Genomic DNA, 12,895 nt, shown 5'->3' on the forward strand with positions numbered 1-12,895 from the left:
CGATCACTTCCAGAACACCCCGGCGAGGTGGTCCAGGTAGGCCGCATCGGGCCGGCGCATCCAGTAGCCGGCCGTGGAGCGCGAGAGGATGCCCATCCGGTCCATGTCGACGAGGCTCTCGGCCATCTTCACGATGAGGCCGTCGGAGTCGAGGATCGGCACGCCGTCGATCTCGGTGACGCCCTCCGAGATGAGGATCTCGTTGGGGAGGCCCTCGCCGGGGATGATGAGCTGGGCCCCGTCGGCGATGGCCCGCCTGGCCGCCGTCTCGAAGGCCGCGAGGAAGGGCGCGATGTCCCCCTGGAGTGCGTTCGGCACGATCGTCGCCCCGTCCTCGATGTAGCTGAAGCCGCGGAAGCGGTGCTGCAGGCCGGCAGCGGCGACGTTCTCGGCGAGCGGCTCCGCCAGTTCGGGGATGAAGCCGACGATGGCGAAGTCGTGCCCGGTCATCGCTGCGACGTGGAACGAGGTCTCCCCGTAGCCGAGCACTGGGATCCCGGCGAGGGCGCGAGCCTCGCGGAGGCCCGGATCCTGCGACGTGCCGATCACGAAGGCGTCGTAGCCCTGGCGCTCGGCCTCGAACGCCTGCCGGGCGAAGAACTGGCTGAAGAAGATCTCGACTGCGCCGTAGCGCACGACGCCCTCGGGAATCGTCTTGGGATAGGCCTCGCCCGGCAGCGTGTGCACGTCGACGACGGTGCCCGGCCTGGCGATCCGCCGCAGGTGCTCCTCGTACCACTGGTCGAGCAGCGGCATGCGCCCCTCGACGGTGTGCTTCTGGAACCAGATCCGCATGATGCCTACCTCTCCCCTCGCAGGCTCGGCGCCGTATCGAACATCGAGGCCTCGTAGAGGAACCGGAACGCGCGTTCGGGATCTGCTGCGAGCTCCCTCGTCGAAGCCACGGCCCTCGCGAGCGCGTCGGCGTCACCGTCGGATCCGGCGGCGCGCGACTCGGTGCGCGGGATGATCACGTCCTTGACGACGCCGCGCCGCGCCGCGCCCGTCTCCTCCAGCGCGGAGAGCGGGGCTCCGCCGAGCACCTCGGCCATCGCGCGCGCGAACGCGTAGGCGTCGTGCAGCCCGCAGTTCATGTTCATACCGCCCGCGGTGGTCGTGACGTGAGCGGCGTCGCCGGCGAGCGCGACGCGACCCGAGACGTAGCGCTCGGCGATGTGCGCACGATTGCTGTAGACCTCGGAGAAGTCGATGCTCACGCCCGGGGCCACCGCGTCGATCAACTCGCGGACCGCCTCGGGATCCAGCACCTCTGCGTCGCTCTGCTTGCCGGCGACCCGGAAGATGAAGCGCCAGTGATCGCGCATGTGGAGCAGGCTGCAGGACTGCCGCTCGTCGCGGACGTAGGCGATCCCCGTGAGGTTCGACAGATGCTCCCGCAGATCCTCCTTCGTGACGACGCGGAGCGCGCGCGACTCGTAGGAGGCGCCCGGGAAGCCGATCCCGAGCTGCTTGCGGATCTCGCTGTGCGCGCCGTCGGCCGCGAGCAGGAAGCCGCTCGTCACGGTGGTGGCGCCGTCGAACCCCGCGATGGTGGCGGTGACGCTCCCGTCGCCCTGCTCGACGCTCACGCACCTCGACGAGAAGCGCACCGAGTCGGGGTTCAGCTCGCGGAGCTTGCGCAGCAGGATCGGCGTGAGCAGCGTCTGCTCGGCGTGCAGGCGGTAGGGGAAGCCGGTGCGGCCCTCGAGCACCGAGAACGGCACGCTCGCGAGGATGTCTCCCGCGAGGTCGCGCCACTGGATCTCGTCGACCACCACCCCCAGCGGCAGCAGCTCCTCGGCGGCCCCGGCCTCGTCGAGCAGGTCGAGCGTGGAGGGGTGGAAGGTGGATGCCTTCGAGGTGGTGCCGAGTTCGGATCCGGCCTCGACCACCAGCACGTCGACGCCCTGCTGCGCGAGGCGGAGCGCCCCGAACAGGCCGACCGGGCCGGCTCCGACGACCAGGACCCCGCGGTGCTCGCTCATGCCGCGACCTCGGCGGTCTGCGCCGCGAGCCGCGCGAGGAGCGGATGGGACGCGCCGGCGGGAAGGTCGCGCTGCAGCCAGCGCGCGCCGCACAGGTTCGAGGAGAGGACCCTGCGCTCGGTGCCGGCGGAGAGGCGCGTCATCGCGCCGATCGTGGGCATGCCCGTGCCCGTGAAGAGGATCACGGCGTCGTCGGCGACGCCCGCCGCCTCGACCTGCTCGGCGAGCGCCTCCTCCGTGACGTCGTACGGGTTGTAGCCGGTCTGCGCCCGCACCCGCACCACGTCGCCGACCTCGAAGCCGGCGGCCTCCCAGTATCGGTGCGACAGCTCGGTGAGCCACGTCTCGTACGGCGAGGCCACGACGATCCGCGTCGCCCCGAGGGCGGTCAGCGCGTCGGTGATCGTGAGCGTGGCCGAGCGCACGGCGGTGCCGAGCTGCTCGCCCAGATCGGCGCAGAGCGCCACGTCCTCCTGCGGCGAGAGCAGGTAGTGCGAGCCCGTGCACGCGATGAAGACCGAGTCGAGCGCGAGGCTGCCGAAATCGGCCACCGACTCCGGCAGCACGTCGAGGTAGCCCTGGTTGCGCTGCTGCTGATCCCACCCGGTGAACACCGGGAAGCGGGTCGTGTGCATCGCCAGCTCGGGAGAGATGAGCTCGCGGAACTCGGGCTCGACGGTGGGGTTGGCGGGGGGAACGATCACTCCGCCGCGGTGGTGCAACTTCGACATTTACTCGCCCTTCGCGATCGGGTACTGGATGTGCTGGACTTCCTGGAAGGCGGAGATGCCCCAGATCCCGCCTTCCCGGCCGATGCCGCTGTAGCCGAAACCGCCGAACGGGGCGTCGGGCCGCAGGCCGCTCGCCTCGTTCATCGCGACGGTGCCGACGCGCAGGCGCGGGGCCACCTCGGCTGCGAGGGCCGGATCTCCGTAGAGGTAACCGTTGAGGCCGAAGCGGGAGTCGTTCGCGATGGCGATCGCCTCCTCGACGTCGGAGTACGGGAGCATCACCGAGACCGGGCCGAAGATCTCATTCTGCGCGATCGGGTCCGCGTTGTCGACCCCGGCGATCATGTGCGGGTTCACCCACCAGCCCTCGGTGAAGTCGGGCCGCCCGCCGCCGACGGCGATGCGCGCGCCCCGTCCGACGGCGTCGGAGACCATCCCCTCGATGCGGGCGCGGTGCTCGGGCCGGATCACGGGACCGACATCGGTGGCGCGGTCCCACGGGTCTCCGACGACGAGGTCGGCGAAGACCTGCTCGGTGGCGGCCACGAACTCGTCGATCGCGTCGCGGTGGACGAGCAGCCGGGTGGGCGACGCGCACCCCTGGCCGGCGTTGCGGGTGTAGCGGCGGTGCACCTGGTTCGCCGCGACGCCGAGATCCGCACCGGGCAGGATGATGGCGGGCGACTTGCCCCCGAGCTCGAGAGTGACGCGCTTGATGCCCGCCGCCGACTGGGAGATGATGCTCTGCCCGACGGTGTCGGAGCCGGTGAAGGAGATCTTGTCGACGCGCGGATGCTCGGTCAGCGCCTGCCCCGTCTCGGGGCCGCCGACGATCACGTTCAGCACGCCGTCGGGGAGGCCCGCCTCACGGGCGAGCCGGCCCACCGCGAGCACCGAGAGCGGCGTGCGCGGCGACGGCATCAGCACGACGGTGCAGCCGGCGGCGAGCGCGGCGCCGACCTTCCAGAGCCCGAGGTGCAGCGGGTAGTTGTAGGCGGAGATCGCGGCGACCACGCCGACGGGTCGCTTGTAGACGACGGATCGCCGGCGCACCCCGTAGTCGGTCTCGCCGAGGTCCACGGCGTCGTCCTGCAGAATCAGATCCGCGTACCAGCGCATCTGATCGACGGGGAAGCGGATCTGCAGCGTCTCGGCGAGGGTGACGGGGGTGCCGACCTCGGCGATGATCGTCGAGATCAGCCGGTCGGCGTTCGCCTCGACGAGGTCGCAGAAGCGGTGGATCAGGCGCGAGCGCTCTTCGCGCGGTGCGGAGCTCCAGGCGGGGAAGGCCGCAGCGGCCGCCGTCACCGCGCGGTCGACCTGCTCGGCCGAGGCCGAGGGAACCTCCGCGAGCGGTGCGCCGGTGGCGGGGTTGAACACCTCGATGACGGGCCCGCCGCCGCGCACGGCGTCGCCGCCGATCGTCATCTCGGGGTCGGTCGTGGGGGTCAGCCGATGACGGGGATCCAGTGTCATGTTCGCTACTCCTTGCTGTCCGCCCTGCGATCCACGGGTCATCCCGCGAATGCGCCGAGCGCTGATTCGAATGCGCCGATGGTGGTGTCGATATCGGCGTCGGTGTGCTCCACGGAGAGGTACATGAGCCCGCGGGGCAGCGTCATGACGCCGCGCTCCACGAGAAGCTCCGAGAAGGCGAGCGTGGCGTCCTTGTCGAGCCCGACGAGATCGGAGAGCCGCTCCAGCGGTCGATCCGAGACGAAGAACTGGAGGCAGGTGCCGACGCGGTTCACCGCGAGCGGCGCCGAGGCCCTCGCCGCCGCCTCGCGGATCCCGTCCGTGAGGCGTTCGCCCCGCCGCTCCATGTCCGGATAGAGCTCGTCGGCGCGCTCGGAGAGGTAGCGCAGGCAGGCGTTGCCCGCCGCGACCGAGACTGGGTTGCCGTTGTAGGTGCCGCGGTGCAGCACCCGGCCCGACGAGACCGGCTCCATCGCCCTCGCGCTGCCGGTGACGGCGCTGATCGGCAGGCCACCGCCGAGCACTTTGCCGAGCACCGTGAGGTCGGGGGTCACGCCGTAGCGGCCCTGCGCACCGGCGAGCCCGAGGCGGAACCCGGTGATGACCTCGTCGAAGACGAGCAGCGATCCGTGGCGCTCCGTCGCCTCGCGCAGCCCCTCGAGGAACCCGGGGTCTGGCTCGAAGCAGCCGGCGTTGACCGCTGCGGCCTCGGTGATCACCGCCGCGACCGTGTCGTCGAGCACCGCGTGCAGGCCATCGAGGTCGCCCCAGTCGAGCGAGATCACGTTGCGGACGGCCAGCGGATCCTGTCCGTCGGTCGTGAGCGCGTCGCTTCCCGGCGCGTTCGAGACGTGCATGCCGTCGGACCAGCCGTGGTAGTGGCCGCGGAACTTCACGACGCGGTGCCTGCCGGTGTGCGAGCGGGCGATGCGCAGCGCGAGTTGCACGGCCTCGGTGCCCGAGCTGAGGAACGTCGTCACCTCGGCGCTCGGCAGGCACGCGGCGACGCGTTCGGCGAGCTCCGCCTCGCCGCTCGTCACGCCGCCCGTGCGCAGACCCCGCTCGAGCTCGGCGCGCACGGCGTCGATCACGGGCCGGGGGCTGTGCCCGAGCAGCAGCGGCCCGTAGCCCAGCGCGTAGTCGAGGTACTCGTTGCCGTCGACGTCGGTGACGCGGCAACCGGACGCGGACGCCTGCACGATCGCGACGGGCAGCTGCGACGCTCGCGGCGAGGAGGAGACCCCCCTGGCGAGCACCTGCCGCGCCCGTTCGCGGTAGGCGAGGGAACCCGTGAAACCGCGGGTCGTCGTCTCAAGCCGCATGGCTGTCCTCTCCGGTCCAGAACACGACGCGGCGCTCGATGAAGCCGATGATGCCGTGCAGGGCCATGCCGATGATCGCGAGCACGATCAGCACCGAGAACATGCCGGCGATGTTGAACTGGTAGTTGTACTGCAGGATCAGGTAGCCGAGACCCTTCTTCGCGCCCACGAACTCGCCGACGATCGCACCCACCAGGGCGAACAGCGTGCCGATCTTCAGGCCGGTGAACACGTAGGGCAGCGAGTTGCGGATCTTCACCTTCCAGAACACCTGCCCCGCGTGGGCGCCGAACGACCGCATCATCTGCAGCTGATCGGGGTCGGAGGCCTTCAGCCCCGCGATGACGTTCACGAGTATGGGGAAGAAGGAGATGATCGCGGCCATCACGACCTTCGAGAGCTCGCCGAAGCCGAACCAGATGACGAACAGCGGGGCGAGCGCCACGCTCGGGATCGTCTGGAAGGCGACGACGTAGGGCATGAGCGAGCGCTCGAGCACCTTGACCTGGGAGATGAGCGTTCCGAGCACGAGGGCGATCACGACGCCGAAGGCGTAGCCGAGCAGCACCTCGCTGCCGGTCACCCACAGGTTGCTCCAGAACGTGTCCTGGCCGAAGAGGCCGGTCAGGGACCCCCAGATCGTGAAGGGCCCGGGGAGGATGAACTCGGGCACCTCGAGGAGGCGCACCGCTCCCTCCCACAGGGCCATGATGATCACGAACGTGATCGGCACGAGGTACAGTTCGGGCTTCCTGGCAAGCAGGGCTCCGAACCCGCCCTGCGTTCTCTTCGACAGCGCGTCGGCCTCGACGACCGCGACCGGGACTGTTTCCGTCATCAGCGTCTCTCCTGTTCTCAGTCGACCATCGAGCTGTTGTTGAAGTGAACGCGGATGCGCTCGAGCCTGTCGCCGGCCGTCTCGGTGGCCATGTCGGCGAGGCTGCGCGGGCGCGGGATGTCGACGCCCACGATCTCCGCGATGCGCCCCGGTCGCGGGGTCATCACCACGACCCGGTCGGCGAGGAAGGCCGCTTCGGGGATCGAGTGCGTCACGAAGACCACCGTCTTGCCGCTGGCGAGCCAGATTCGCTGCAGCTCCTCGTTCATGAACTCGCGCGTCATGGCGTCGAGCGCCCCGAATGGCTCGTCCATGAGCAGGACCTTGGGGTCGTGCACGAGCGCGCGGCAGATGCCCGCGCGCTGCTGCATGCCCCCCGAGAGCTCCTTGGGGTACTTGTCGGCGAAGCCGTCGAGGCCGACGGTGGACATCAGCTCGCGAGCCCGCTCGAGCCCGGCCTTCCGATCCAGCCCCTGCACCTCGATGGGGATCATGATGTTCTCGAGGATCGTGCGCCAGGGCAGCAGCGTCGGCTGCTGGAAGACGACGCCGACCTCCGAGCTCGGGCCGGAGACCGGCCTGCCGCCCAGCGTCACCTCCCCGTCGTAGGCGGGGATCAGGCCCGCCAGGATCTTCAGCAGCGTCGTCTTGCCGCAGCCCGAGGGGCCGACGAGCGCGATGAACTCGCCCTGACCGACCGTGAGGTCCACGTCGTCCAGCGCCACGGTCGGCGTCGAACGACGCGGACGGTAGGTCTTGGTCAGCCCGCGCACCTCGATCAGCGGGTCTCCGGTGTTCATCGGTGTTGCCATTTCGTCGGCCCCCGTCCTGCGTTACTTTCCGGTGTTCGCGACAGCGGTGCGATCGAAGTCGAGGTACTGATCCGACAGGGAACCGTCCCAGACCTCGTCGACCTCGAACTCGGTCGTGATCTGATCCGTCATCAGCGCGTAGTCGATGACGGCCTGCCACCGCTCGTCGTCGAGCAGGAGCCAGTCGCCCCACTCCTCGGGATCCTCGGCGGGATCGGTGGGGAGCGAATCGAGGAGCGCGATCTGCATGGCCTCGAGGGTCTGCTGCGCCTCCTCGCCCTCGGGGTCGCTCGCACCCGGGAGCACCGAGAACTCCTCGAAGCTCAGGGCGAGGGCCTCCTCCTGGTTCACCTGCGAGTAGACGATGCCCTTGTAGGCGGCGCGCACGAAGCCCGCCAGCTCGTCGGGGTGCTCCTCGAGCATCTGATCGGTAGTCGCCATCGTGACGCTGAACAGCTCTTCGAGCTCGGCCGGGCGGTCGAGGAGCTCGAGCTCCACCCCGCTGTTGCCCATCACGGTGAAGGAATCGGTGAACGAGTCGACCGCGTCGATCTCGCCGTTCTGCAGCGCCGCGGCCGCCGAGGTGCCCGAGCCGACCGGGATGATCTCCACGTCGTCCTCGCTGAGACCGGCGATGGCGAGGTTCGCCTTGAGGTCGGAGTAGGAGGCCGAGGCCAGGCTGATGACGCCGACGCGCTTGCCCTTCAGATCCTCGATCGACGAGATGTCGCTGCCAGACGGCACGCCGATGTAGTAGGGCCAGTGCACGGTGAGCGCTGCGAACGCCTTGACCGGGACGCCCTGCTCGATCGCGGCGAGGATGTTCGCCGAGGAGGCGTAGGCGACGTCGGCGCTTCCGCTCGCGAGCGCCTGGATCGCGGCGGTCGAGCCGTCCGAGGTGACCATGTCGACCTCGAGCCCCTCCTCCTCGAAGAAGCCGAGCTTCTTGGGAACCGCGTAGGTGAAGGTCTCCTCGCCCGCGGTGACCGTGTTGCGCGCGAACGCGACCGTCACGGTCGTGGGCCCGCCACCCTCGCCGCCGCCCTCGTCGTCCGGTCCGCCGTTCGACGCGCAGCCCGCGGCGAGGAGAACCGCGGTCGCCGCGGCAGCGAGCTTCAGTAGCTTCGATTTCTTCATCATGACCTCTCTTCGAGCGCATCATTGCGACTCGACTTGCCTTCTGCGACCCCGCGGCCCACACGCTCGAATCGCGAGCGGTACCGTTCCGCTCAGCGGAACTAAGATCACATTTCCAATCCTGCCACTCGCACTGGCATTCGTCAACGCACGAAATGTAAACTTAACATCCCCTTGGTTTCAATGAAATTGTGTGGTTGAGTAAACGACAAGCAGCCTCGCAAATCGATCCGCCTAGCGGAACAGATGATAGAGTGTCGAACACGATGAACCGGAGAGGAGAGACACAGGTGGCAGAGAACCAGAAGTCCAGCGGAACGGAGTCGGCGACGCGGGTGACCTCGCTCCTGCTCCTCTTCATCTCAGGCAAGCGGGCCTGGGGCGTCTCCGAGATTTCCCGCGAGCTCGGTTTGTCGAAGGCCGTCGTGCACCGCATGCTGCAGGCCCTGACGGCCCAGAGCTTCCTCACGCAGAACCGCGGCACCCGCGAGTACACCCTCGGTCCAGCCGCGGCCGCCTTCGGCGCAGCCGGGATGCGTTCGTCCGACCTCCGCCGGGTCGCGCGGCCGGTGCTCGAGCGACTCCATGCGGCCACGAACGAGACCGTCACGCTCTCGAGCCTCGTCGGCGAGCAGCGCGTCTACCTCGACCAGATCGAGAGCCTGCGCGAGATCAAGATGGCGGTCGAGCTCGGCCGCCTCTTCCCTCTCAACGCGGGCTCCTCGGGGCGCGTGATCCTGGCCTACCTGTCCGAGGATCGCCGCGAGCACCTCCTGCACACGGTGCTGCCTCGCATCACTTCGCACACGATCCTCGACGCGGACGCGCTCCGCGCGGACTGCGAGCGCATCCGCGAGGTCGGATACGCGGTATCGCAGGGGGAGCGCCAGGTCGGTGCCGGCTCAGTCGCAGCGCCCATCTTCGACCTCGACGACGAGGTCGTCGGCTCCATCTCCATCTGCGGCCCCATCGACCGGCTCTCCGTCGAGGTGCTGGAGAGCATGTCAGGGGTGCTGCTCGAGCACGCCCACGAGATCTCGACAGAGCTCGGCTACCACCCCGACGACTCTTCCCACGCCCATCCACCCGCCGGGAGGCTTCCATGACATCCCACCCTCCGCCGGGCGCGAACGCCCCGATGCCGCTCGAAGGCCTCACGGTCATCGACGCCTCGACGATCATCGCCGGGCCGATCTGCTGCCAGCTGCTCGGAGACTTCGGCGCCGACGTGATCAAGATCGAGCACCCGGTCAAGCCCGACGGGCTGCGCGGCCACGGCCACCAGAAGGACGGCCACCCGCTCTGGTGGAAGGAGATCTCCCGGAACAAGCGCGACGTCGCGCTCAACCTCGGCACCGACGCCGGCGCCGAGATCCTGAAGCGGCTCATCGCGGACGCCGACGTCCTCGTCGAGAACTTCCGCCCGGGAACTCTGGAGCGCTGGGGGCTCGCCCCGGAGATCCTGCAGGGCATCAACCCGGGCCTCGTCATCGTGCGCATCACTGGCTTCGGTCAGACCGGGCCCTACTCGAGCCGCGCAGGCTTCGGCACGCTCGCGGAGTCGATGAGCGGCTTCGCGCACCTCACCGGCCCCGCCGACGCCCCTCCCTCGCTGCCCGCCTTCGGCCTGGCCGACAGCATCTGCGGCATCGCCGCGTCCTCGGCCGCGCTGATGGCGCTGCGGCACCGCGATCGGACGGGCGAGGGTCAGGTCGTCGACATGAGCATCCTCGAGCCGATCCTCACCGCCGTCGGCCCGTCGCCCACCGTCTACCAGCAGCTCGGGATCATCGGACACCGAAACGGCAATCGCTCGGTCAACAACGCTCCCCGCAACACCTATCTCACCGCAGACGGCAAGTGGCTGGCGATCTCCACGAGCGCGCAGAGCATCGCGGAGCGCGTCATGCGGCTGGTCGGTCACCCCGAGGTCATCGACGAGCCCTGGTTCGCGAGCGGCGCGGGCCGCGTGCGGCACGTCGAAGAGCTCGATGCCTACGTCGGAGACTGGATCGGCGCGCGCAGCCTCGACGAGGTCGTCTCGGCCTTCACCGACGCCGGTGCCGCGATCGCCCCGGTCTACGACGCATCCGACGTCGTGAACGACCCGCACATCCGCCAGACGGAGATGCTCACCGAGGTCGACGACCCCGACCTCGGGCCGCTGCTGCAGCACAACGTGATGTGGCGCATGTCGAAGTCGCCCGGCGCCATCCGCTTCACCGGCCGCGCGCACGGCGCCGACACCGACGACGTGCTGCACGAAGTCGGATATTCAGACGAACAGATCCAGGCCCTCAGAGAAAGCGGTGCGATCAAGTGACCGATCAGCTCCTCGACGCGCTCACCCGAGGCGTGACGACCTACGACCTCGCCCGCCAGTTCCGTGTGGGCATGCCCCAGTCGCCGAACCACCCGCAGTTCTGGCACGTGCTCCCCCGTCGCCACGGCGACATGGTCCGATCCGACGGCGGCAGCGCGGCCAACGACATGATCACGACCGGCACGCACGTGGGCACGCACATCGACGCGCTCGCCCACGTCAGCCAGGACGGCAAGCTCTACGGGGGCAGCGACGCCGGAGACGCGTGCCTCGGCGGCAAGTACGTCGAGCACGGCGTGCACACGATCGAGCCGATGATCCGGCGCGGGGTGCTCGTCGACGTCGCCGCCCACCGGGGCGTCACCACTCTGGACGGCGGCTATGAGATCACGCTCGAAGACTTCCGGGCGACGCTCGAGGCGCAGGGCACGGAGATCCGACGAGGCGACGTCGTGCTCATTCGCTCGGGATGGGGAGCCAGGTTCGAGGAGGGTCAGGCCTTCGTCGGCGGCGCCACGGGGGTGCCCGGCATCGGCGAGGAGGTCGGCGAGTGGCTCGCGGCGCAGGGAATCCACGCCGCGGGCGCGGACTCGATCGCGTTCGAGTGCCTGCGGCCGGGAGCCGGCCACGGCCTGCTGCCCGTGCACCGCATCTTCCTGGTGGAGCATGGCATCTACATCATCGAGGCCATGAACCTCGAGGAGATCTCGGCGGCGCGGGTGCACGAGTTCACGCTCGTGCTGGTGCCCCTCAACATCTTCGGCGCGACCGGCTCGCCCGTGCGCCCTCTGGCGGTGGTCTCCGGTGAGTGAGCCGCAGACCCCCACCCTCTCCCAGCGGCTCGCGCGGTTCGCAGCGGAGACGACCTTCGAGACGCTTCCGAGCGATGTGGTGGAGAGCGTCCGCGGGCGCATCCTCGACATCCTCGGCATCTGCCTTGCGGCGACGCCCCTGCCGACGAGCCGCGCGGCGATGCGCTGGGCGGAGACGCAGGGCGGAGCCGCCCAGGCCACCGCCTTCGGCCTGCGGGAACGGGTTCCCGCCACGAGCGCCGCATTCGTCAACGGCGTGCTCGCCCACTCGCTCGACTACGACGACACCCACCTCCCCTCGGTGCTGCACCCCAGCGCCTCGGTGGTGCCCGCGGCGCTGGCCGCAGCGGAGGCGAACCGCGCGACCGGCGCGCAGACGATGGCCGCCATCGCCGTCGGCATCGAGGTGTGCGTGCGCATCGGCATGGCCGGCTACGACCGGCAGGCGGGCAACTCGACCTTCTTCGAGCACGGCCAGCACGCGACCTCGATCGCGGGGGCGATGGGTTCCGCCGTCGCCGTCGGCATGCTCTCCGGCCTCGACGAGGACGGCATCTCGAACGCGCTCGGGGTCGCGGCCTCGATGGCCTCCGGCATCATCGAGTCGAACCGCACGGGGGGCACCGTCAAGCGGATGCACTGCGGCTGGGCCGCGCACTCCGCCGTCTCCGCGGCGCAGCTGGTCGCGCTCGGCTTCACCGGCCCGCCGACCGTGCTCGAGGGGCGCTTCGGCTTCTTCCAGGCCTGGCTCCACGGCAACTTCGATCCCGCCGAGATCACCCGCGGTCTCGGCGAGGAGTGGGCAGTCCCCGACATCTTCTTCAAGCCCTACCCCGCGAACCACTTCACCCACGCGGCGATCGATGCCGCCCTCGCGCTCCGCGCAGGCGGACTGCGATCGGAGGAGGTCGAGCGCATCGAGCTCGGCGTCGCAGCCGCCACCGTCCGCACCGTCGGCGAGCCCATCGAGGTCAAACGTGCGCCGCAAACCGGCTACATGGCCCAGTTCAGCGCGCCGTTCGTCATCGCCGCCGCGCTGAGCGGGGGCGGCGGACTCGGGCTCGGTCTCGACGACTTCACCGACGAGCGCGCCGCGGATCCCGAGCTGCGCACGGTCATGTCGGCCGTCAGCGTCGTCGCCGACGCCGAGTGCGACGCGATCTTCCCTCATCAGTTCCCCGGCATCCTGCGCGTGCGCACCGTCGACGGCCGCGAGCTCGTCGAGCGGGTGCTCGTCAATCGGGGCGGCCCCGGGCGCCCCCTCACCTTCGAGGAGCTCGGGGCAAAGTTCCGCGACAACGCGGAGCGCGTGCTGGGCCCCGAGTCGATCGAGCGGATGCGCGACGTCCTGGCCCGCTTCGAGCACCTCGACGATGTCGGCGAGGCCCTCGACGTGGGGGGGGCGCGCGGGCCCCCCGGGCCCCCGCCCCCCCAGACCCACAGCGTAAGCCGTGGAAAG

General features: G+C 69.8%; 12 protein-coding genes. 4 read left to right on the forward strand and 8 right to left on the reverse strand.

The features are described 5' to 3' along the window. Positions 1-3: 3 nt before the first annotated feature. From JD276_RS12110 to JD276_RS12145, 8 genes are read right to left on the reverse strand one after another with little or no spacing between them, the layout of a single operon-like run. Complete coding sequence (locus tag JD276_RS12110) at positions 4-795, reverse strand: aspartate/glutamate racemase family protein (RefSeq protein ID WP_200115914.1); 792 nt, start codon at positions 793-795, stop codon at positions 4-6. A gap of 5 nt (positions 796-800) precedes the next feature. Further along, complete coding sequence (locus JD276_RS12115) at positions 801-1,985, reverse strand: FAD-dependent oxidoreductase (RefSeq protein ID WP_200115915.1); 1,185 nt, start codon at positions 1,983-1,985, stop codon at positions 801-803. Then, positions 1,982-2,716, reverse strand: coding sequence for a maleate cis-trans isomerase family protein (locus JD276_RS12120; protein WP_200115916.1), 735 nt, complete (start codon positions 2,714-2,716; stop codon positions 1,982-1,984). Before JD276_RS12120 ends, JD276_RS12115 begins: the two co-directional genes overlap by 4 nt. After that, entirely contained in the window at positions 2,717-4,192 is a 1,476-nt protein-coding gene (locus JD276_RS12125; RefSeq protein ID WP_200115917.1) for an aldehyde dehydrogenase family protein, read from the reverse strand. It abuts the gene before it with no gap. Positions 4,193-4,230: 38 nt separating this feature from the next. After that, positions 4,231-5,514, reverse strand: coding sequence for an aspartate aminotransferase family protein (locus JD276_RS12130; protein WP_200115918.1), 1,284 nt, complete (start codon positions 5,512-5,514; stop codon positions 4,231-4,233). Next, complete coding sequence (locus JD276_RS12135) at positions 5,504-6,352, reverse strand: ABC transporter permease (RefSeq protein WP_200115919.1); 849 nt, start codon at positions 6,350-6,352, stop codon at positions 5,504-5,506. Before JD276_RS12135 ends, JD276_RS12130 begins: the two co-directional genes overlap by 11 nt. A gap of 17 nt (positions 6,353-6,369) precedes the next feature. Further along, entirely contained in the window at positions 6,370-7,152 is a 783-nt protein-coding gene (locus JD276_RS12140; RefSeq protein ID WP_200115920.1) for an ABC transporter ATP-binding protein, read from the reverse strand. A 33-nt stretch (positions 7,153-7,185) separates the two neighbouring features. Beyond that, on the reverse strand, positions 7,186-8,304 hold the full coding sequence (locus JD276_RS12145; RefSeq protein WP_200115921.1) for an ABC transporter substrate-binding protein: 1,119 nt from the start codon (positions 8,302-8,304) through the stop codon (positions 7,186-7,188). A gap of 287 nt (positions 8,305-8,591) precedes the next feature. On the opposite strand from JD276_RS12145, the gene JD276_RS12150 reads away from it, so the two are divergent. The 4 genes from JD276_RS12150 to JD276_RS16190 form a co-directional block, all read left to right on the forward strand. Next, a complete protein-coding gene (locus JD276_RS12150; RefSeq protein ID WP_200115922.1) occupies positions 8,592-9,407 on the forward strand; it encodes an IclR family transcriptional regulator in 816 nt (271 codons plus the stop codon). Then, a complete protein-coding gene (locus JD276_RS12155) occupies positions 9,404-10,624 on the forward strand; it encodes a CaiB/BaiF CoA transferase family protein (RefSeq protein WP_200115923.1) in 1,221 nt (406 codons plus the stop codon). The genes JD276_RS12150 and JD276_RS12155 overlap by 4 nt, the downstream gene beginning before the upstream one ends. Continuing rightward, positions 10,621-11,436 carry a cyclase family protein gene (locus JD276_RS12160; protein ID WP_200115924.1) on the forward strand — a complete coding sequence of 272 codons (816 nt, stop codon included), beginning with the start codon at positions 10,621-10,623 and terminating at the stop codon, positions 11,434-11,436. The genes JD276_RS12155 and JD276_RS12160 overlap by 4 nt, the downstream gene beginning before the upstream one ends. Continuing rightward, positions 11,429-12,895: MmgE/PrpD family protein (locus JD276_RS16190; protein ID WP_200115925.1), on the forward strand; the 1,467-nt coding region annotated here is incomplete at its 3' end. The genes JD276_RS12160 and JD276_RS16190, both read left to right, overlap by 8 nt.

It is taken from the genome of Leucobacter chromiisoli, assembly GCF_016522505.1.
Taxonomy (GTDB): domain Bacteria; phylum Actinomycetota; class Actinomycetes; order Actinomycetales; family Microbacteriaceae; genus Leucobacter; species Leucobacter chromiisoli.

Bases quoted from the DNA above. Each gene is read 5' to 3' on its own strand.
- JD276_RS12110 (WP_200115914.1), bottom strand. From the start codon at position 795: ATGCGGATCTGGTTCCAGAAGCACACCGTCGAGGGGCGCATGCCGCTG.
- JD276_RS12115 (WP_200115915.1), bottom strand. From the start codon at position 1,985: ATGAGCGAGCACCGCGGGGTCCTGGTCGTCGGAGCCGGCCCGGTCGGC.
- JD276_RS12120 (WP_200115916.1), bottom strand. From the start codon at position 2,716: ATGTCGAAGTTGCACCACCGCGGCGGAGTGATCGTTCCCCCCGCCAAC.
- JD276_RS12125 (WP_200115917.1), bottom strand. From the start codon at position 4,192: ATGACACTGGATCCCCGTCATCGGCTGACCCCCACGACCGACCCCGAG.
- JD276_RS12130 (WP_200115918.1), bottom strand. From the start codon at position 5,514: ATGCGGCTTGAGACGACGACCCGCGGTTTCACGGGTTCCCTCGCCTAC.
- JD276_RS12135 (WP_200115919.1), bottom strand. From the start codon at position 6,352: ATGACGGAAACAGTCCCGGTCGCGGTCGTCGAGGCCGACGCGCTGTCG.
- JD276_RS12140 (WP_200115920.1), bottom strand. From the start codon at position 7,152: ATGAACACCGGAGACCCGCTGATCGAGGTGCGCGGGCTGACCAAGACC.
- JD276_RS12145 (WP_200115921.1), bottom strand. From the start codon at position 8,304: ATGATGAAGAAATCGAAGCTACTGAAGCTCGCTGCCGCGGCGACCGCG.
- JD276_RS12155 (WP_200115923.1), top strand. From the start codon at position 9,404: ATGACATCCCACCCTCCGCCGGGCGCGAACGCCCCGATGCCGCTCGAA.